Raw genomic sequence first — 19,604 nt, 5'->3', positions numbered from 1 at the left:
GAGACAATATGAGCACCGCTTCCACCAGGCCGGCCAGCCAGAGCCAGGCCAGCGAACGCATTTCCGGCAAACGCTTGCGCGCCATCTTTGTCGGCTCGGCCGGCAATCTGGTCGAATGGTTCGATTTTTACTGCTATTCCGCCTTCGCCCTGTACTTTGCCAGCGCCTTTTTCCCGGCGCAGGACCCAACCGCGCAGATGATGTCCACCGCCGGCATTTTTGCCCTGGGCTTTTTCGTACGCCCCCTGGGTGGCGTGCTGTTTGGTCACCTGGGTGATCGCCACGGCCGCAAGACGGCACTGATGACTTCGGTGCTGCTGATGTGCTTTGGCTCGCTACTGATTGCCTGCGCTCCTACTTATGCCTCGGTCGGCATCCTCTCGCCGTGTATCCTGCTGCTGGCACGCCTGCTGCAAGGCCTCAGCCTGGGCGGCGAGTACGGTGCCAGTGCTACTTATCTGTCCGAAATGGCCGACTCCAAACACCGGGGTTTCTATAGCAGCTTCCAGTACGTCACCTTGATTGGCGGCCAGTTGCTGGCACTCTTGCTGCTGCTAGTGCTGCAGAAATTCCTGCTGGATGCCGCAGAACTGCGCGCCTGGGGCTGGCGCATTCCCTTTGTCATCGGTGCCGGGCTAGCCATCCTGGCCCTGCGCATGCGCCACAACATGCCGGAAACACAGTCTTTCGAAACCGCCCGCAAACAGGCAAAACCGATGGGCGGCCTGAAGCAGCTGGCACGTCACCCCAAGGAAGTGTTGCTGGTGGTGGGCCTGACCATGGGCGGCACACTGGCCTTCTATGTCTACACCACCTATATGCAGAAATTCCTGCGCCTGTCGGTTGGCCTGACCGACGGACAAACCACCGCCGTCTCCGCCGCCTCGCTGCTGTTCGCCATGTGCTTGCAACCCCTGTACGGCGCGCTGTCCGACCGCATTGGCCGCAAGCCGCTGCTGATCGGCTTTGCCCTGTTCGGCACCCTATTTACCGTGCCGCTACTCACCGCCATCCGTCACGCCAGCGGCCCGTGGGAGGCCTTTGGCCTGATTGCCTGCGCCTGGATCATCGTCTCTGGCTATACCTCGATCAATGCGCTGGTGAAGGCCGAGCTGTTTCCCGCCACCATTCGCGCCACCGGAGTGGGCGTCCCCTACGCCTTTGCCGTATCGGTGTTTGGTGGCACTGCCGAATACCTCGCCTTGTGGTTCAAATCGATCAATATGGAAAGCGGCTTTTACTGGTATGCCACCGCCGTGATCGGCTGCTCTTTGCTGGTCTGCTGGTTTATGCGTGACACCGCAGCCCATTCGCAGATTGATGCGGAAGCACGAGGATAAGCATGCGGCAGCCAGCCCGACCACAGCGGCCGGGAAGGGCTGGGGCATGACCGAATGTGGCAGCCGTCGGCAGGGGGCAGGTCACTCAGGCGATGACTGAGCGCGGTAATTTACAGCGCGCCATTGCATGAGGCCAAAGGCCCACTTGGGTCATGCTGTTCACACAATAATTTTTGGCTAGCGTTTTGACTGAAAGAACCGCTGAAAACACCAAAAGCACCGTTTCCACTATATGGAAAGGGTGCTTTTTTTAATCGCAGCAGACGATGAACAGGTTCTTACCGTCTGCACTGTTGTTTGAACAGTTTTTGCCTTGCCGTCACTGGACTTGGCACAAGAAGACGGCAATCCAGACAGAAACCGATCAAAAATCCCGGACCTAGCGACGACACCTTCGTCCCCGTCAAGCATGCCGACGGGTGGCACTGCTGCGGTTTTAAACGGCTGGCTGTTTGAGCGATTGGACGTTAGCCAATCGCGAGTTCCAGCCGTGCCGCAGCAGTGACGGGCCCCGGAGGGGAGCCGCAGGCCATGCTTGCCCGGGGTGGCCTGGGAGGTGAAGGAGGGATTGGCCACACAATCCCTCCTTCCCGTTTGCCGCGCGGCAGCGGCGTGAAAAACATCATCCGCGCTAGCGGATACCAGCCCGGTGTTCTCCAGCGCAAGTGCAAGGACAAAGCCAAGTTCGCGGGTCTCGCCCCGCCGTCGAGCTTCTTTCTTTTGCTTCGCCTGCCAAAAGAAAGAAGCAGCCAAAGAAAAGGCAACCCGCAGCGCTTCGAATTCCCGCCCCGGCCACACCGCCCAGCCGGAACTGGCGGCGCACTAGCGTCGCGCCGCTGCGAACAGCCGACCGCTTAAGACCCTGGGCGACATATCCGTGTCGGCTCGCACTGACGGGACCGGGTGGCAGCGCTTTTGTTTTGGCTTGCCGCAAAATAGGGCTTCTGCAGCGAATGCCATGCAGTTAAAGACTACGTGCTGGTTCTTCTGCTGGAGGAGTCGCTGAAATCACAAAAAAGCACCGTTTCCCATACTTCGAGACGGTGCTTTTTTATTAAGTAAACAGCCCTAGCCCACTTGGGCATCTTTGATTTACCGCCACCCGCAAATAGCAGGCTTGGCTACCCCACCGTCGCCGGCGGACCACGCTTTATGGGGCAATATCCTTGTCGGCTTCTTGCAGGATCAGGCCAAGCAAGCCCGGAAAGCGTTGTTCAATATCCTGACGACGCAACTGGGCCATGCGGCTGTTACCGCGATCCACCTGACGGATGAGGCCGGCTTCACGCAGGATGCGAAAGTGGTGTGAACGCGTCGCCTTGCTTAACTGCAAGCCAAACGAAGTGCAATGCCGTTCGGCATATTCCACATCTTCCAGCAGCGCCTTGACCACCCGGCGACGTGTCGGGTCTGCCAGTGCCATCAATACTTTACCCAGTTCAATTTCATCCCGTTCAGGGTGGCCTTGCTCATCCGGCATTCGTTCCTCTCCAAATAATTCATTTGACATACTGCATGATGCTGTTCTATAAAGCACTGGTTCGAAGATATTCGAACCTTCGACAAGTGTCAAACCATATGCGCATGACGATAGTGCGAGCCGCAAGATCTAGTGCACTTAAGAGCAGGAGTTGATCGATGAAGATTGATCTTGGCCACGCATCGCCGGGCCTGGCTTACGAAAGCACCGTTCCGCGTCATATGGTGCACCGCGCCGCAGTCAGCGAAGTGTTTCTGACTGGCGGCCTGCCCTGCAGTGATCTGCATTTCCAGTGCAGTGCGCAATTACCGCGCGCGCACCGCTATTTTAGTGATCACACCCACCCGCAGTCACACTACGACATGCTGCTGTTGCTGGAGGTGTTCCGCCAGGCTTCCATTTATGTCTCGCACGCTTTTCTGCATGTCAGCATCCAGGACAAGTTTATCTATCTGGATGGCGATACCCGGCTGCTGCAACGTTCCGCGCTATTGATGCGGGATTGCCCGGCCACCGCGCTGGTGGATGTGAAAGTAGTGGATGAGTATGTGCGCAACGGCGTGCGTGCTGGCGTGACGCTGGACATGACCTTGCTGATCCAGGGCGAGGCCGCCGCGCACAAGCGCATGGGCATCCGCTGGCTGGATGATGCAAGCTGGAGCCGCATGCGCGCCAAGGCAATACATAAAGTTGTCGTCAATAGCGACCCGCAGATTCAACTGCCCGCTCCTGCGCAGCCCTCGCTGGTGGGACGGGCTTACGCGGGTAATGTCGTGGTGGGAGGCGCTATCCAGGAGCAGGCTGGCGCGCTGACCGTCCCGGTGATTGTCGATCAGGGCAATGCCGGCATTTTCGATCATCCGCTCGATCATATTCCCGGCATGTTGCTGCTGGAGGCCTTCCGTCAGACCGCGCTGATCGCGGCCAATCGTTACCAGGGCATCAATCCGGAAGAGGTCTTGCTGTCGCGCTGCCAGGTGCGCTTTACCCGCTTTGGCGAATTCGGCCTCGCCACCACTTGCCGTCTGACCAGCGATGCGGTGTGCCTGGCCGACAACCATGAAACGGTGATGATGTCCTTGCTGATCGAGCAGGAAGGCCAGGTGATCGCCACGGCGTCGCTGGAACTGGCGGCGCTGGCCGCCAGTGCCGATGTGCGCCTGACCGCGCCGCTGACGCAGACAGCAGGGGTGTGAAATGCGTACTCCGAAAATGATCTGGTTTGATTTCGGCGGCGTGCTGTCGCCACCCATTCCGGCATTGTTCCAGCAATACCAGCACAAGACCGGCCTGGCCCCGGCGGTATTGCAGCAAGCCATGCGTGATGTGGCCGATGACATGCACCTGCCCATGCTGGCCCCGGTGGAAAATGCTGTCATCAGCGAGGCCGAATGGGGCGAGCGCCTGGAAAACGCCTTGCGCATGCGCCACCCGGACATCGATTTGTCACGCGCCCGGCTGCGCGAATTCGGTGCGCAGTGGTTTGCCGGTGTCACCCCGAATCGGGCCATGGTACAAGCGGTACGCCGCCTGAAGGCGGCGGCATACCAAGTGGGCATCCTGACCAATAATGTGCTGGAGTGGGAGCCCCACTGGCGGCCCATGCTGCGGCTGGATAGCGTGGTGGACCTGGTGGTGGACTCATGCAAGGAAGGCTGCCGCAAACCCGATGCCCGCTTTTTTGCCATTGCAGCGCAACGGGCCGCTGTCGAGCCGGCCGATTGCCTGCTGATCGATGACGTGGGCGAAAATATCGAGGCCGCGGCCAGTCTGGGCTGGCAAACCCTGTTGTTCCAAGACAATGCCCAGGCACTGCTGGAGCTGGAAAACATCACCCGGGTGGTCCTGCGTGAGCAAATGGAGCTGGCCGCATCATGAACGCACCTGTCTCTGCCTTGGCACCGGTACGGGTGGGCGACATCCCTCATCTGGATGCCACACCGGTATATCAAACCACCAGCCCGGCCAACGGTATCGCGCGCATCATCTTGCCCAGCGGCCATGTGGCTTATCACCTGACCCGCTATCAGGAAGTGCAGCAAGCGCTGACCGATGCCCGCTTGGTGCGGCGGCCCTGCAATACCGAGGACGGGCCGAGCTTTCTGCCCACCATCACCCCCAACGAGCTGTTACTTAACAATGATGGCGCCAGCCATGCGCGCTTGCGCAAGGTGGTGGTGAAGGATTTCAGCGCCGCCGGGGTGGCGACACTGCACCATGCGGTGGTACGGGCCACCCACGCCAGGCTGGATGCCCTGCAATCGCGGACAGGTGCGGTCGACTTGCTGGGCCTGGTGCTGGAGTCCATTCCATCAGAAGTGGACTGCCGTTTGCTGGGTATTCCACTGGCGGATCGCAGCTATTACCGGCCGTTGACCCATACCGTACAGATTGCCGACCCGCGTGATGTGCCGGAGTTGTTGCGCCAGTTCTGGCTGGTATACGACTACCTGATGGATCTGGTGACCGGCCGCCGTACCACAGTCCCCGACGGGCTGATTCACCGCTTTGTCGCCGCGCGGGACGAAAGCACGCCCCCGCTGAACGATGAAGAACTGGTCGGTATTCTGCTGGGCATTCTGATTGGCGGCGACCAGAACATCCTGACCGTGCTGTGCAAGGTGGTCTATACGCTGCTGGCCGCACCATCCTTGTGGCAGTCGCTGCGCGAGCAGCCAGAAGATATTCCCGCCATGGTGGAAGAACTGCTGCGGCTGATTCCGCTGGGGACCACCTCTACCTTCCCGCGCATCGCCATTGAAGATGTCCATGGCAGCTTTGGTGTCATCCCGGCCGGCAGCGTGGTGTATGCCGATGTGTTTGCCGCCAATCGCGATCCCGAGGTGTTTGCCGACCCCCTGCTGATTGATCCACAACGCAATGGCAGCAAGCATTTGCAGTTCGGTTACGGCATGCATCACTGCATGGGTGCCGCGCTGGCGCGCATGGAAATCACCACCGTGCTGGAAATACTGCTGCAGCGCATGCCAGACCTGCAACTGGCGGTGCCCGCTGCCAGCGTGCCATGGACCCACGGCACCATTCTGCGCAGGCCCTCATCCCTGCCAGTCTGTGGGTCAACCCTTCGTTAACAGGAAACGAGAATTACCATGAAGCAATCCATTGCAGACAAAGGACTGCTGGCGGTCATTTTGCTGGCCATCTTTGTCGTGCCCAGTTCCATTTCCGGCACCGCCCTTGCACTGCCAGCCATTGGTCGAGACATCCATGCCCCACTGACCAGCCTGCAATGGGTGGTGAATGCCTTCAACCTGACCTTTGCCTGCTTCACCCTGTCATGGGGGGCGCTGGCGGACAGCTTTGGTCGTCGGACCTGCTTTAGCCTGGGCGCGGTGCTGTATGCGCTGGCTTCCTTGCTGTCGGCGCTGGCAGACAGCCCCATGCTGCTGGATCTGTCGCGGGCGCTGGCGGGTATTGGGGCGGCGGCGGTGTTCTCCTGCGGCATTGCCATTCTGTCTACCCGCTTCGAAGGGGCGGCCCGCTTGCGCGCCTTTGCCCTGTTCGGCACCGTCGCCGGGCTGGGGGTGAGTCTGGGCCCCACGCTGTCCGGGCTGATTCTGGAGCATTTCAGCTGGCGCACCATTTTCTGGTGCCACACCCTTGCCCTGCTGCTGGTCTTGCTGGGCAGCTCCATCATTCCGCGCGATCTTCCCCATCTCGGGCAAGGGCTGCAGTTTGATACCGTGGGTGCCGGCCTGTTCGTTCTGATGCTGCTCGCCCTGATGACTGCCATCGTGCAAAGCTCGCAATGGGGCTGGAACAGTGCGGGCATTCTGGCCCTGCTGGCGTTGGCCGTGGCCCTGCTGGTGCTGTTTATCTGGCAGGAAAAGCACCACCCCAAGCCCATGCTTGATCTCTCCTTGCTCACCAATCAGCGCTTTGTCGGCATGGCACTGGTGACGGTGGCGGCGTCCTTCGGCTTTGTCACCTTGCTCACCTATCTGCCCAGCTATCTTGCTGGCGTACTGCAATTGGCCCCCACCCGCACCGGGCTCACCATGTTGCTGCTCACCCTGCCCATGCTGGTCTGCCCGCTGCTGGCGGGCAAGCTGGTGGCCCATGGCGTATCCGCCAACCGCGTGCTGCATGCCAGCCTGCTCAGCTTGTTGCTGGGCATCATCTTGCTGGCCGCTGTCAGCCATCCGTCCAGCAGTTGGTGGCAACTATCCCTGCCCATGCTGCTGCTGGGCTGCGGCATGGGCCTGTCAGCTGGGCTGGTGGATGGGATGGCGCTGAAGATGGTGCCGGCGGAAAAGGCGGGCATGGCCGCCGGTTTGCTCAACACTTTCCGCCTGGGCAGCGAAGCGGTGGCCGTGGCGCTGTATGGTTCGCTGCTGGCCACGCTGCTGGGAGATGCGGCACACGGTGCGCTGACTGCCATCAGCAGCGATGCGGAACAAATACGCAACTGGATCAATGATGCAGCGGCAGGCAATCTGGCAGCGCCCGCCTCGCTCGCGGCCAGTCAGCTACAGGGCATTCTGATCCAGGGCTATGATCAGGCCTTCCATGGCGTGCTGTGGGTTCTGACCGCCATCATCATGGTGTTGACGGTGCTGATTGCCTGGCTGATCCGCCCGGCAACACAGCCCTCGGCGGCCACGCAGTCCTTGTAAGCAGGCGAAAACCCGACAGGGCTAGCCGCCGCCGGCAGACCGGTGTGGCGGAGCCTTGTCATCAGCGCCGCTAACAACACCTCGCCGCGTACCTGGGCCAAGACGCCACGCAGGGACGGGGGTTTTGTTAGCGGGTCTTAGTGGTAACAAGACTGATCCAGCCATGCGGCAACATCAGCATGCTTTGCTATCTGGCCAAATTACTGTCGGGGGCTTTATGTCCAAGTTAGTTATTGATGATGGAAAAGTGCTGCTTGATCCACTGCGCCTGAAAAAATTGCGCAAAAACAAATGCTTTAGTCAGGATGACCTGGCAAGGCATGCCAGCAACAGTCGCTGTCCGGTATCCAGCGCCTCGATCAAACGGGCCGAACTGGGCTCGCCGGTACGCTACCGCACCGCCAAAAACCTGGCCTTGGCCCTGGATGTGGAAGTCGACAGCCTGTTTGCCCGCTTCGAATAATAAATCGACGATAATCATTTGCTACCGGTTTGATATTTATCTGATACCAAGATGATGCGGATGTGATGCTGAAAGTCATTCTCCAGATTTGTATATTTAATGTGCTGATGACTCAGCATATTATTCATTTTGGAGAAATTGAAAATGGCACAGACTTACAATATCTATGTAATCAATAAATCAGCAAATACACAAAATTTCTGGTTGTTTTTGAAACCACCGCAAGCGCTAGAGGCTGACCCTGCCGTATTTGCCAATTCCAGCGCTTGCCTGACTATCGACAGCAATTCGCAAAGTTTGAATAATTTCGGCGTTCCGCTGCAATATCGTGTGGGCTCGGGTGCCAGCAATCAGGCTGTCGGCCTGGAGGTGCAGATTTCTTCCAATGTTTCACTGGATGCAGATATTAACCAGGCCTTTCAGGCCAATTACCAGGAAACGGTTCCGCCAAAAAAAGGGCCGACCATGAAACAAACCGGTGCTTCCACTAAGGATGGCACCATTCAGATTACCAGCAATAATTTTGACAAACCCGGCAACGAAGAAAACAGCTGGTTTTCCAATATGAGTTTCGGCATTCAATCGGCAGCCGGTTTTATTGGCATGACCTGGTCGCCGGCACCGGGCATGACCCGTACCCTGGAGCCGAAGTTTTCCTTTTATATCAGCACCGGCTCCTTCGATTACAACTCACTGGCGCAATGGACCGATGTATCCAGCCAGGCGGCTACCGTGCAGCTGTCCGACTTCAAGCAATTCAATTGCACGGTGACCCTGCTGCCCAATGGCACATGGACTGTTTCCCCAGGTCGCCCGCCGCAGAAAGTATCCGCCCAGGCTTATCAGGCGCTGGTTTCCAGCCACCAGGCACTGTGCAATTCCCATGCCGAACTCATCAGCCTGGCTGATGCCATTGCGCCGCTCGGTGACGGACTTGCCGCTACAGCCCAGCTGGATGTGATTACCGAAGTGGACTGGGATAATCAGCTCAAAGCAGTGAACGGCCCCCTCACTTTCCTGTCCGGCCGTCTGCGCGTGGGCACGGCATTGGCAGCTGGTTTTGGCTTTTTCATCCTCAGCGGGGTGCGCTTTACCATCAAGAACGGTGGCACGGGCGGCACGCAATTTGACTTTGAATATAACGGCACCCAGAGCGCCCAAAACATCAAGGATCTGTTGCATGCCGGAGTAGAAGCAGAATTCCGTAAATAAACCGGCATCTCGCCACTGACCCGGCCCGGATGTCGCGCGATGTCCGGGCTTTTTATCTGGCGGGCCTGGCTTGGTTAATCAGTATCCAAAGAAATACTCAGTAGCGCTGCAAACCATGCAGATAGCCATCCACAGCATGGCTGACCACTTCCGACAAACGTTCACAGCCCGTGGCAGCCGCTGACTCTGCACGATAGAGCATGAGGCGAATCTCTGGCAGTGCGGGTAGATCCTGACGCAGCTGCAGCGTATCCGGCAGGCCAAGCGGAGTCCGTACCGTCAGCCCCAGCCCGGCGGCAACCGCGGCCCAAATGCCACTCAGGCTGCTGCTACAAAACGCCTGCCTCCAGCCAAGGCCGGCTTGTTCCAAGGCAGTACAAGCGGCCGCGCGCATCAGGCATGGTGCCTCAAACGCCACCAAGGGAATGGCGCTGTCTGGCACACAGGTCACAGGGCTGGACTTGCTGTCTATCCAGCACAGCGGCAGCGTCCCCATCACCTGCTGATAGGGCCATTGCTGGCCACCATCCCAGGCCAATACCAGATCAAGCTCTCCCTTGGCCAATCCATCCAGCAGTTGCTGATTGCGCGCCACTTTTACATCCAGACGAAACTGCGGATGGGCACGCGTGAATTGCCCAAGAATGGCCGGCAACAGTGATTCGCCAAAGTCGTCCTGCATGCCGAAACGTAGCCATCCTTGCTCCAGCCCACTGCCCTGCACGGCTTGCACCGCCTCATCATTCAGTGCCAGCAGCCGGCGCGCATAGGCCAGCATGATTTCCCCGGCGGGCGTCAGCACCAGGCCCCTGCCCGCCTTGCGCATCAGCGCTTGGCCAGCCTGTTCTTCCAGCTTTTTCAGTTGTGCGCTGATGGCCGATGTCGACCGGTTCATCCGCTGCGCGGCCAGCGCAAAGCTGCCCAGCTCCACACCAGCGACAAAACTGCGCAACACATCCAGATCCAGACTGATGCGACTCGCCATAACAGTCCTAAAAAATTGAACAATTAATCAAAAACATTTTGATTATCAAAATTATTTTGACTGGCTAAGCTGGGTTCTGTCAAAACCGGCCAAGGAGTCCACCATGACCACCGCTTCGCCAAACAGCATGCAGAGCATGGCCACCGCAGCGGCCAAGCTGGCCAACATCACCCCATCACTGTTAGTTGGCGGCATCTGGCAACGCACGCGACTCAGCCCGCAGAAGCGCAGTATCGCGACAGTAGCGGCGCTGATCGCGCGGTACCGGCTGGAGCAGCTGCCCTGTCCTTTGCAGCTGGCCATGGACAATGGCATCGCCCGTGGCGAACCGGGCAAACGCATCACCCACCTGGCCTTTTAGGAGTAAACCCATGCTTGCCATGCAATACCGTTTTACCCTGCCAGCCGACTACGACATGGCCATCATCAGGCAGCGCATCCATGAGCGTGGACATCTGCTGGATGGCTTCCCCCACCTTGAGTGGAAGGCTTATCTCTGGTCGCAAAAGGATGGCCGACACCCAGGCTCGGTCAATGCCTATGCCCCGCTTTATCTGTGGCAGGACAACGCAGGGATCAACCAGTTTCTGGCCAGCCCCGGCTTCCGCGCCGTGTGCGAAGACTTTGGCAGGCCGCAAATCGATATCTGGTCGGTATGGGAATGCACGGGAAACCAGGCCATGCCTGCTGCTGCGGTTTGCTACCAACAAACGCAAGCCATTGCACCAGGGACATCGCTCGCCGCGCTGCGCCAGCAGGAACACGAACAGGCCGCCAGGCTGCTCCAGCAAGGCGCCTTGTCCGTGCTAAGCGCTTACGACCCCCAACAATGGCGCACATTACGCATGTCGGCTTGGCCTAATGAGCAAGAGTTCATGCCACAGCAAATCCACAGTGAGTGCTATCAGATTGGCTATGTGGCGATGAAGCGATGATGGCGCTGAATCACCATGCAGGAGACGCCTCCAGCATGGACTGTCCAGCATCCTGCAAGCCTTGAAACCGGAAATTTCCTGGCCATCCAGGCCAGCAATAGCCAGCGCGGTGGCCGCGCCATTCACAAATGGTTAGTCAGCCGCGCCACTACCCGGCCACCATGCGCTGCATCGATAGCTCATCGTGCAACCAGGTGTCGTCGAAGAAGGTCACTTCGCCAGTGGCCAGATTGTGTTTGGCACCGATGATGCCGATCTCGCCGGCAGCGATCATCTGCCCAAGGATGTAGCTGCGGTTGATGATCGACCGCACCGAGCGGCGCACATTCAGGTCGGCAACATTCTCCACGAAGGTGGTGTTCTGCGAATTGCGCCTGGCCGGGTCCAGGGTGTGGCTCTCTTCGTACACCGCAGGCTGGATCTTCGACAGCAGTTCGGTCAGATTGCCCAGCTCCACATGGTCGCAGGCCCCCTTGATTGCGCCGCAGGAGGTGTGGCCGAGCACCACAATGAGTTTTGATCCGGCCACGTGGCAGGCAAACTCCAGGCTGCCGAGGATGTCGGTGTTGATCACGTTGCCGGCAATGCGTACCGAGAAGATGTCGCCCAGGCCTTGGTCGAAGATCAACTCGGCCGATGTGCGGCTGTCGATACAACTGACGACGGTGGCAAATGGCCATTGGCCGTCGCGCGTCTCGTTGGCCTGCTGCAGCAAATCGCGGCTGGCACGCAGGTTGTTGACGAAGCGGGCATTGCCTTCCTTGAGCAACTGCAAGGCAAGTGGCGGGCTGCAAGTGGCTTGGGTTTCGGAGGTATGTGTTTTCATGGCCGGACGTATCTTGATTGGCGACAATGGCGTGTGGTGGCCATGTTAACCACAACAGAAAATAATTAATAATCGATAATAGTTATCCCACATATAGTTAAAAACCTATGAATGCCACTTTTCGCCAGCTACGCCTGTTTCTGGCACTGGCCGAGCACGGCAGTGTCACTGCGGCCGCCAAGGCATGCCATGTCACCCAGCCCACCGTGTCGATGCAATTGCGCGAGCTGGCCGACGCCGTCGGCCTGCCCCTCTATGAACAGATCGGCAAGCGCCTGCATCTGACCGAAGCTGGCGAAGCGCTCGCCAGGACGGCGCGGGCCATGCTCGACGAATGGAGGGAGTTCGAGCAGGACATCAATGCGATGAAGGGGCTGGAGCAGGGGCGCTTGCGCGTGGCCCTGGTCAGCACTGCCAAGTACTTCGTCCCGCGTTTGCTGGGCAGTTTTTGTGCGCAGCACCCAAACATCGAGATTGCGCTGGAGATTCTCAACCGCGATGGTGTCGTCGCACGCCTGCGCGAAAACCGCGATGATCTTTACATCATGTCGATGCCGCCCGACAGCCTGGACCTTGAGCAGCATGCCTTCCTGCACAACCCCTTGGTGTTGATTGCCCCCGCAGAACACCGGCTGCAAGGGCGGCGGCTGGCGCTCACAGACCTCCAGCAAGAACGATTCATCCTGCGGGAACGCGGTTCTGGCACGCGCCTGGCCTGCGATGCCTACTTCGCACACAGCGGCTTCGTCCCGGTGGTGCGGCTGGAGTTGGGCAGTAATGAGGCGATCAAGCAGGCCGTATCCGGTGGCCTTGGCCTTGCCGTGATCTCGCGTCATGCACTGGCCGCCCGCCTGGAGGATGATCAACTGACCATTCTCGATGTGGCCGGCTTCCCGCTGCAGTCGCACTGGTTCACCCTGTATCCGCGCGGCAAAAGGCTTTCCCCGATTGCGGCGGTATTTCTCGAACATCTGCAGCAGTCCGCCGCCGAATGGAGCGAGCGCCGCGAATCCGGCATGTAGCAAAAGCCAATGCCGGCTGGCTGCCTGCAAGTAGCCATCGTGGGCCACGGTTCGTGTCAGTTCCGGCTATTGGGGCCTAGCGGCCGGACAGGGCGCCTTCGCTTGCGAGAGGATTGGCAGCAGCGAGCCAGCTGCAGCCATCAACACATGATGTAGAAAGCCGACGTTTAGTCAGTTGCAGCGCTGACAAAATATCCGTCTACGATAAGTAGTGTCTGCATCTGTCCAATCCTTGTTCTGGAAGGCCCTGATAATGGGAAATCTCAAGATTTCAAGTCGGCTATACATATTGCTGGTGATTACGACGGCAGCCTTCTCGCTCATGCTGCTGATTACCCAGTTCGGCATGAGCTATCTTGGCGACCTGCAGGACGCTGGCTATAAACGCAACAGCGAAAGTAACGAGATGCTGATCACCGCAAAGATCGGCCCGGTCATGTATCGGGTCATTGCCGACAGCATCATCAACCGCAATTTGACTGAATCAGCCAAAGACTGGGCTGAAATCAAGATCACGACAGAAAAGATGCTGGCCCGTGCCAGCGAGCTTGCGGATACCCCGGAAGAGAAGAAGTCGGCAGAGCAGGCCAAAACGGCTCATCGGGCACTCATCTCCTTATACGAATCGCAAGTTCTGCCCCTCCTCAAGGCCGATGCCGATCTCAAGCAAATCAGGCCGCTTGACGACGAAATGGACAAATATGTCACCGCCATTAACGACGCCTTGACCCCTTTTGCCTCATCGCTGACAGCGGACGCCGAGGAAGCAGACAAGCAGTTTGATGCGACACGCGCACGCATCATCTCGGGCAGTCTGGCCACGGCCCTGGTGATGCTCAGTGCCTTGATCACCATCTCGCTGTATGTCAGAAAAAGCATTATTCAACAGCTGGGTGGGGAACCACGTTATGCCATGGAGGTTTCCCGCCGCATTGCCGCTGGTGATCTCTCGACCCGCGTGGAGATAGCGGGTACCAGCCAGGACAGTCTGATGGCCTCGATCAAGGTCATGCAGGAGCAGTTGGCGCAATTGATCCGCAAGGTGCTGACCAGCTCGGCCAATGTCTCCAGTTTGGCTGCCGAGCTGGCTGCGGCCTCCAGCCAGGTGTCAGCCAGTGCATCGCAGCAAAGTGATGACACCGTGTCCGTGGCAGCCTCGATTGAACAACTGACAGTCAGCATCGACATCGTGGCGGGGAATGCCCAGGAAGCTGAACAGATTGCCACGGAGTCAGGTAGCCGCTCTGACCAGGGGGCATTGCAAGTCAAGGACGCGACGGACGAAATGACCCGTATTGCCCATAACGTCAAGGAAACAGCCCAGCAAATGGCTACGCTCACTGCGCAGTCGCAACAGATCAGTAGTATTGCCAACGTGATCAAGGAAGTTGCCGACCAGACCAACCTGCTGGCCCTGAATGCAGCCATCGAGGCCGCCCGTGCTGGCGAGCAAGGCCGTGGATTCGCCGTGGTGGCCGATGAGGTCAGAAAGCTCGCGGAACGAACGACCCGATCAGCAGACGAAATTTCATCGATGATCGCCAGCATCCAGAGCCACACTGAGCACGCCACAGCGGCAATGCAACAAGGCAACCAACGGGTAACGGAAGGCGTGGTGCTGGCCGGCCGTGCGGGTGACTCGATGCGCCTGATCAGTGAAGGCTCCAAAGGTGTGGTGCAGGCAGTGACCGGGATTTCTCACTCTTTGCGTGAGCAAAAATCAACGAGCGGTGCCATTGCCAAGCGTGTCGAGCACATCGCCCACATGACTGAAGAAACCAGTACGGTGGTCTCGCAGGTGGCGGCAAATGCCGATCGCCTCAAGTCAATGGCGGATGAACTTAAACAGGCCGTTGCGGGTTTCAGGGTCTAGCCTGGACAGGGCGGCATAGCCGCCGATAAACAGCGGAAGACTAATTAAAGGGTAGCTTTCACCGGCCGTTTCTGACGCGAGAAGATCAACTTTAATCTTCTCGACAGACCAAACTGGGTCGGCAGCCATCGCTCACCCGTGGCGCATTGGCCGACCGCTTTGTCCGACGCACTGCCCCTCATCCCTTCCCCGCATCATCCCCAACGAAAAGAGGCCCTTGCGGGCCTCTTTAGATGTGCATCTGTTGGCAACAAGCTGGTCAGGTCAACGTCCTGCCGACTTCATTCTTTCTGACCACCCGTCACCTGACTACACCGAATCAAGTTCGTCGGAACATGGCAGAAGTATTTGATTCCAAATCACCTACATCTCGTTCGAAAGTCCGTCGGAGCCTAGCCCTAGTTCCTACCCACATCTGAGCTGCGAAATAAAAGTTTGTCGACCAATCCATACGTTTGCTGTGCTATCGCAGATAGGTTTCTAGTATTCGATGCATGAAAATAGTTGATCATTTCAATTACATAACATCACTTTTTTTCATCACTGCTTGATGGCAAAAATGTCAGCTCAAGAAAGCCAAGGCGCAGGTAGCAGCCTGGCTGCCATGACGTCAACAAGGGATGAGGAAATCGATGATGAAATCAATGCCAATGGCGAGCATTCTGCTAACCGGCTTGGCCATGCTGTTGCACAGTGGATTGGCAGCAGCCGATGACAAGCAATTGAATGTGTACAACTGGTCTGACTACATTGCTCACGATACGGTACGCGGCTTTGAGCAGAAGACCGGTATCAAGGTGAAATACGATGTGTTTGACAGCGACGATACGCTGCAAACCAAGCTGCTAACCGGCAAAACCGGCTATGACGTGGTGGTGCCGTCATCCACCGCCATGGCGCGTCAGATAGAGGCCGGCATTTACCAGAAGCTGGATAAAAGCAGGATGCCCAATTTGGCCAATCTGGACAAAAGCCTGATGCAACTGGTGGCCAGTGCCGATCCGGGTAATCAATACGGCGTGCCGTGGGCCTATGGCACGGATGGTCTGGGGTATAACCTGACTCGCGTACGTTCCGTGCTGGGCAAGGATGCCGTGCTGGATAGCTGGGATGTTCTGTTTGATGTTGAAAAGCTAGGCAAGCTCAAAGGGTGTGGCGTGTCCGTGCTGGATCAGCCTTCGGAAATTTTCCCCATTGTTCTCAATTACCTGCACAAGGACCCGAATAGTCACAATGCCGCCGATTATCAAGCAGCGCTGGAGCTGTTGAAAAAAATCAGGCCCTACATCACCCAATTCAATTCCAGCGGCTATATCAATGATCTGGCCAATGGGGATATCTGCTTTGCCGTGGGCTGGTCTGGTGATGTGAATATTGCCCGTCACCGTGCCCAAGAGGCCAAGCGCCATTATCAGATTGCCTACATCATTCCGCGCGAAGGTGCGCCCGTGTGGTTTGACGTGATGGTGATCCCCAAGGATGCACCCCATCCGGAAAATGCCATGAGTTGGATCAACTACATCCAGTCGCCGGAAGTCAACGCGGCCATTACCAATGAGGTGTTTTACCCCACGGCCAATGCGGCAGCGAGAAAGCTGGTCATGCCTGATGTGGCCAATGATCCGTCTATTTATCCGGGAGAGCAGACCCGGAAAATCCTGTTCTCCCTCAAGCCGATGCCGCCGGATATTTCCCGACTGGAAAACCGGCTGTGGGCCCAGTTGAAAACCGGTCGCTAAGGAGCAGTGCCCGTCGTGGAGACGTTTTCAGGCTTCTGGCCATGACGGTTTCGGGCTGCCATTGTGCAGCCCGCTTTTCTTGCGTCCCTGTGCCTATGCCTCGTCAGGCATGGCTGCGTGAGCACGCAACCAGTCAAAAACCTGACTGACCTTGGCCGAACGCGCCTCGCCCGCTACCCGGGATAGCCACCAGTTCTGACCGGGTAAAACCGGATAGCCGTTTACCCTTGCCAGCTTCCCGCTTTGCAAACTGTCCATGGCCGCCAGTTTTGACACCAGCGCCATGCCCCGTCCCCGTTCTACGGCATCCAGTACGCAGCGCTGGTCATCATAGATGGCCGCCATGTGAAAGCGTTGCAGCCATTGCCTGAATAGCGGTCCGGTTTGCTCGCCGGTGAGGTGTTCCTCCAGACATACCAACGGACTGTGCACAGCGTGCTCCTCAAGTGGCAGCGTATTCAGTCGCTCGGCGATGTCCTGTCTTGCCACGACGACCCATTGGTCTTGGAACAGCGGCACCTCCAGCAAGTCGGGCTGCTGAATGGGACGGTTGCCTATGGTGATGTCCACATCGATTTCATCGACATAGCGGGCTGTTTCATCGGTAGACAACAGCGGGCACAAGCCTGGCAAGTCGTGTTGCAGCTGTTCCAGTTGCGCTTGCAGCCAGCCATGCAGCAGGGGGGCCGGACACACCAGTACCACCAGACCGGGGTCCAGATAAGTGGCAATGCGTCCAAGCCCGCTGCGCAGGGTTTCCAGCGAGCGTTGCACCGTTCTTTGCAGTACCTCCCCCGCCATGGTCAGCTCCACCCCCCGTCCTATCCGGCGGAACAGGGCCTGACCGGTTTGTTCTTCCAGCTGCTGTATCTGATGGCTGATGGCGGATTGGGACAGGCACAGCTCGTCCGCTGCCCGGGCAAAGCTGCCCAGGCGCGCGGCGGCTTCAAAACCCATCAAGAGCTTGAGGGAAGGAATACGGTGCATGATCGCAACTCATGAGAAAAGTTGATCTATTTAGCCAATAAACGTCAATTTTTATCAAGAGTGATTGGTTTCATACTGCGTCTACCTACCCAATCCCGAGGAGACAAAAAATGATGTCATTTGATGCCCGCCGTAGCGGCTTTCGCATGCCCGCCGAGTGGGAAACCCAGCAGGCCACCTGGCTGGGATGGCCGGTGGCGGAATACCGGGAAGGGCTGTGGGGTGAGCATTACCCGCAGGTCTGCGCCGAATTTGCGCTGGTCGCCCAAACCATTGCGCGTTTTCAACCCTGCATCGTCACGGCCCATTTCAGTCAGGCAGAGCAGGCACAAGCGCTGTGCGGGCCGACAGTGCAAGTACTGGCAGTAGCTGCTGAAGATAACTGGGTACGCGACTGTGGCCCGATATTCCTGCAAGGCAAGCACGGGCAATTGGCTGCCGCCGTGTTCCGCTTCAACGCATGGGGCGAAAAATACCAGCCTTACGATGGTTGCCAGCAATTGGCTCAGGATATGGCCCGTTATGCCAATGCCACCATTTTCAATTCCCACCTGATCCTGGAGGGTGGCTCGTTTTACGTGGATGGGCAAGGCACTTTGCTGACCACGGAAAGTTGTCTGCTACACCCCAACCGCAATCCGGCATGGAGCCGTTCCGAAATCGAGACCGAGCTGCGCCGTATGCTGGGGGTGGAGAAAATCATCTGGCTACCGGGTAACCCGGACGAAGTGGAAACCAATGGCCACGTTGACGGCATTGCCTCGTTTATTGCGCCGGGCAAACTGTTGTGCCAGTCGGCCACGGAAGATCAGGGCGAGTACTACCGCATCATGCGGGAAAACCGCCGAGCGCTGGAACTGGCAAGTGATGTGCATGGCAACCGGTTTGAGCTGCTGGACCTGCCTTCCCCCATTGTCAGCGAGCGTTATGAGTCGGAACGCTACTGCGACTGTTACGCCAACTACATTCTGGTCAATGGCGCGGTGATCTCAACGGCGTTTGGCGGCCCGGAAGACGAGGCGGCAACACAGGTATTTGCCCAGGCATTTCCTGACCGGGACGTGATTCTGCTGCCGGTTACCCATATTTCCATTGGCGGCGGCAGCATGCATTGCTCCACCCAGCAACAACCGCGTGTTGTGGCCTCTCATTGGAAACAAGGAAATACACATGACTGAACGAACCCTGACGGTGGCTTCGGTACAGATGGCATCCGGTAGCTGGCATCTGGAAGACAATATGGCACGGGCGGAGCGGCTGATTCGGCAGGCAGCCAAACAGGGGGCCCAGCTGGTGTTATGCCCGGAATTGTTCATGATGCCGTACTTCTGTCTGGACCAGAATGCACGCCATCTGGAGCTGGCCGAGCCTTTTGCCGGCAATGCCCGCATTACCCGGTTTGCCGCATTAGCCGGTGAATTGGGCATTGTGCTGCCGATTGGCTTCTTTGAGCGCGCCGGCAATGCGGCTTACAACTCCATCGCCGTGGCCGATGCTGACGGCACGGTGCTGGGTGTCTATCGCAAGACCCATATTCCGGATGGTCCCGGCTACACCGAAAAATTCTATTTCACACCGGGCGATACCGGCTTCAAGGTATGGGATACGCGCTTTGGCCGTATCGGCATTGGTATCTGCTGGGACCAGTGGTATCCGGAAACGGCCCGCACATTGGCGCTGATGGGCGCAGAGGTACTGTGTTTCCCCACCATCATCGGTTCCGAACCGTTTGATGCCGCTTACGACTCCTCCGGCCATTGGCAACGCACCATGCAAGGCCATGCCGCCGCCAATATGATGCCGGTGGTTGCGGCCAACCGTATTGGCGCAGAGACCGGCTTTGGCAATGGCAACGACAGGCAGCAAGGACTGACCGGGGTATTTTATGGCTCCAGCTTCATTGCCGACCATACCGGTGCCAAAGTGGCCGAGGCCAATCGCAGCGACGAAACCATCCTGCTGCACACCTTTGACCTGGATGCCATCAAGGCGGATCGTCAATCCTGGGGATTCTTCCGCGACCGTCGTCCGGAAATGTACCGCACTTTGCTGACCAGCGACGGGCAGGCCTCCTGTTATCGCAAGACCGGAGAGTCCGCATGAAA

Annotated in this window: 18 protein-coding genes; 14 read left to right on the top strand and 4 right to left on the bottom strand. The window is 58.1% G+C overall.

The features are described 5' to 3' along the window. Window positions 1-8 precede the first annotated feature (8 nt). Window positions 9-1,340: an MFS transporter gene (locus tag DBR44_RS13355; protein WP_124644532.1), complete on the top strand. Its 1,332-nt coding sequence runs from the start codon at window positions 9-11 to the stop codon at window positions 1,338-1,340. A gap of 1,150 nt (window positions 1,341-2,490) precedes the next feature. Here DBR44_RS13355 and DBR44_RS13350 read toward each other — a convergent pair. Then, on the bottom strand, window positions 2,491-2,820 hold the full coding sequence (locus DBR44_RS13350) for a helix-turn-helix transcriptional regulator (protein ID WP_124644531.1): 330 nt from the start codon (window positions 2,818-2,820) through the stop codon (window positions 2,491-2,493). Window positions 2,821-2,978: 158 nt separating this feature from the next. Between DBR44_RS13350 and DBR44_RS13345 the strand changes: the two genes are divergently transcribed. From DBR44_RS13345 to DBR44_RS19635, 6 genes are all read left to right on the top strand, one after another. Continuing rightward, on the top strand, window positions 2,979-4,016 hold the full coding sequence (locus tag DBR44_RS13345; RefSeq protein ID WP_124644530.1) for a ScbA/BarX family gamma-butyrolactone biosynthesis protein: 1,038 nt from the start codon (window positions 2,979-2,981) through the stop codon (window positions 4,014-4,016). A gap of 1 nt (window position 4,017) precedes the next feature. Further along, window positions 4,018-4,698 carry an HAD family phosphatase gene (locus DBR44_RS13340; RefSeq protein WP_124644529.1) on the top strand — a complete coding sequence of 227 codons (681 nt, stop codon included), beginning with the start codon at window positions 4,018-4,020 and terminating at the stop codon, window positions 4,696-4,698. Beyond that, window positions 4,695-5,912 (top strand): cytochrome P450, encoded by a 1,218-nt coding sequence (locus tag DBR44_RS13335; RefSeq protein WP_124644528.1) that lies wholly within the window; start codon window positions 4,695-4,697, stop codon window positions 5,910-5,912. Before DBR44_RS13340 ends, DBR44_RS13335 begins: the two co-directional genes overlap by 4 nt. An 18-nt stretch (window positions 5,913-5,930) precedes the next feature. Next, the gene (locus DBR44_RS13330; RefSeq protein WP_124644527.1) at window positions 5,931-7,457 is read left to right on the top strand and encodes an MFS transporter; all 1,527 of its coding nucleotides are present in this window, start codon (window positions 5,931-5,933) and stop codon (window positions 7,455-7,457) included. A gap of 217 nt (window positions 7,458-7,674) precedes the next feature. Continuing rightward, a complete protein-coding gene (locus DBR44_RS13325; RefSeq protein WP_124644526.1) occupies window positions 7,675-7,920 on the top strand; it encodes a helix-turn-helix domain-containing protein in 246 nt (81 codons plus the stop codon). Between the two features lie 465 nt (window positions 7,921-8,385). Beyond that, window positions 8,386-9,132 carry a hypothetical protein gene (locus tag DBR44_RS19635; RefSeq protein ID WP_199731052.1) on the top strand — a complete coding sequence of 249 codons (747 nt, stop codon included), beginning with the start codon at window positions 8,386-8,388 and terminating at the stop codon, window positions 9,130-9,132. Window positions 9,133-9,229: 97 nt separating this feature from the next. Here the strand turns inward: DBR44_RS19635 and DBR44_RS13315 are convergent, their stop codons facing one another. Continuing rightward, window positions 9,230-10,117: a LysR substrate-binding domain-containing protein gene (locus DBR44_RS13315; protein WP_124644525.1), complete on the bottom strand. Its 888-nt coding sequence runs from the start codon at window positions 10,115-10,117 to the stop codon at window positions 9,230-9,232. A 103-nt stretch (window positions 10,118-10,220) separates the two neighbouring features. On the opposite strand from DBR44_RS13315, the gene DBR44_RS13310 reads away from it, so the two are divergent. Continuing rightward, on the top strand, window positions 10,221-10,478 hold the full coding sequence (locus DBR44_RS13310; protein WP_124644524.1) for a carboxymuconolactone decarboxylase family protein: 258 nt from the start codon (window positions 10,221-10,223) through the stop codon (window positions 10,476-10,478). A gap of 10 nt (window positions 10,479-10,488) precedes the next feature. After that, on the top strand, window positions 10,489-11,052 hold the full coding sequence (locus DBR44_RS13305) for a DUF4865 family protein (protein WP_158613616.1): 564 nt from the start codon (window positions 10,489-10,491) through the stop codon (window positions 11,050-11,052). Between the two features lie 148 nt (window positions 11,053-11,200). Here the strand turns inward: DBR44_RS13305 and DBR44_RS13300 are convergent, their stop codons facing one another. Beyond that, on the bottom strand, window positions 11,201-11,878 hold the full coding sequence (locus tag DBR44_RS13300) for a carbonic anhydrase family protein (RefSeq protein ID WP_124644522.1): 678 nt from the start codon (window positions 11,876-11,878) through the stop codon (window positions 11,201-11,203). A gap of 107 nt (window positions 11,879-11,985) precedes the next feature. Between DBR44_RS13300 and DBR44_RS13295 the strand changes: the two genes are divergently transcribed. The 3 genes from DBR44_RS13295 to DBR44_RS13285 all read left to right on the top strand — a co-directional run bounded on the left by DBR44_RS13295 (window position 11,986) and on the right by DBR44_RS13285 (window position 16,512). Next, on the top strand, window positions 11,986-12,900 hold the full coding sequence (locus DBR44_RS13295) for a LysR family transcriptional regulator (protein ID WP_124644521.1): 915 nt from the start codon (window positions 11,986-11,988) through the stop codon (window positions 12,898-12,900). Window positions 12,901-13,153: 253 nt separating this feature from the next. Next, window positions 13,154-14,773: a methyl-accepting chemotaxis protein gene (locus DBR44_RS13290; RefSeq protein WP_124644520.1), complete on the top strand. Its 1,620-nt coding sequence runs from the start codon at window positions 13,154-13,156 to the stop codon at window positions 14,771-14,773. Between the two features lie 650 nt (window positions 14,774-15,423). Continuing rightward, complete coding sequence (locus DBR44_RS13285) at window positions 15,424-16,512, top strand: polyamine ABC transporter substrate-binding protein (protein ID WP_168190807.1); 1,089 nt, start codon at window positions 15,424-15,426, stop codon at window positions 16,510-16,512. 93 nt (window positions 16,513-16,605) lie between these two features. Here DBR44_RS13285 and DBR44_RS13280 read toward each other — a convergent pair whose 3' ends face one another. Then, complete coding sequence (locus DBR44_RS13280) at window positions 16,606-17,499, bottom strand: LysR family transcriptional regulator (protein ID WP_124644518.1); 894 nt, start codon at window positions 17,497-17,499, stop codon at window positions 16,606-16,608. Window positions 17,500-17,609: 110 nt separating this feature from the next. Between DBR44_RS13280 and DBR44_RS13275 the strand changes: the two genes are divergently transcribed. Together DBR44_RS13275 and aguB are read left to right on the top strand one after the other, a co-directional pair. Then, window positions 17,610-18,677, top strand: a complete 1,068-nt coding sequence (locus DBR44_RS13275; RefSeq protein WP_124644517.1) for an agmatine/peptidylarginine deiminase — start codon at window positions 17,610-17,612, stop codon at window positions 18,675-18,677. After that, the gene (aguB, locus tag DBR44_RS13270; protein WP_124644516.1) at window positions 18,670-19,602 is read left to right on the top strand and encodes an N-carbamoylputrescine amidase; all 933 of its coding nucleotides are present in this window, start codon (window positions 18,670-18,672) and stop codon (window positions 19,600-19,602) included. The genes DBR44_RS13275 and aguB overlap by 8 nt, the downstream gene beginning before the upstream one ends. Window positions 19,603-19,604 lie beyond the last annotated feature (2 nt).

It is taken from the genome of Aquitalea sp. FJL05 (assembly GCF_003852595.1).
In the GTDB taxonomy this organism is placed as follows: domain Bacteria; phylum Pseudomonadota; class Gammaproteobacteria; order Burkholderiales; family Chromobacteriaceae; genus Aquitalea; species Aquitalea aquatilis.
Note: the sequence above shows the minus strand (reverse complement) of the source record. Positions and strands in the feature narration are given on the sequence as shown.